The sequence below is a fragment of the Peribacillus sp. P4_D6 genome (assembly GCF_056401795.1).
The window spans coordinates 1-517 of sequence record NZ_JBFUIQ010000412.1; the positions used below are offsets into that span (position 1 = coordinate 1).

The 517-nt window shown below is 45.1% G+C and carries 1 protein-coding gene; it reads left to right on the forward strand.

Going from position 1 to position 517, the window contains the following annotated elements; genetic code table 11:
• Positions 1-438: enoyl-CoA hydratase-related protein (locus AC1DVB_RS27915; RefSeq protein ID WP_477592106.1), on the forward strand; the 438-nt coding region annotated here is incomplete at its 5' end.
• Between the last annotated feature and the right edge of the window lie 79 nt (positions 439-517).

Sequence of the window (517 nt, forward strand, 5' to 3'; positions counted from 1 at the left end):
ACGATGGAGGCATGCAGCGGCTGGTTCTTGCCTAGACTTGTCGGAATGGGCAAAGCTTCCGAATGGATTTTTACCGGCAGGATGATTACGGCCAGTGAAGCATATGAGGGAAGGCTGGTAAACAAGATCGTCGAGCCAGAAGAATTGATGTCTGCAGCAATGGAGATTGCGACAGACATTGCGGAAAATACATCTTCCGTCTCTGTGACGCTATCCCGGCAGTTAATGTGGTCCATGCTCGGTGCGAACCATCCTGTTGAATCACACAAAATAGAATCGAAAATGATTCATTGGACCGGAAAACAAGCTGATGCACTAGAAGGAATTGAGGCTTTTCTCGAAAAAAGGAAAGCTGATTTCAAAATGAAAAGCAGCACGGATATGCCTCCGTTTTATCCGTGGGGAACGGATCGAACATATGAAGCGGATAAGAAATGAATGGATGGTAAGGTCGATATCGAGGGCTTCGGAAGTGCTTGATAATTTTTACTTTTCGGATAAATTAGGGTTTCTTTTC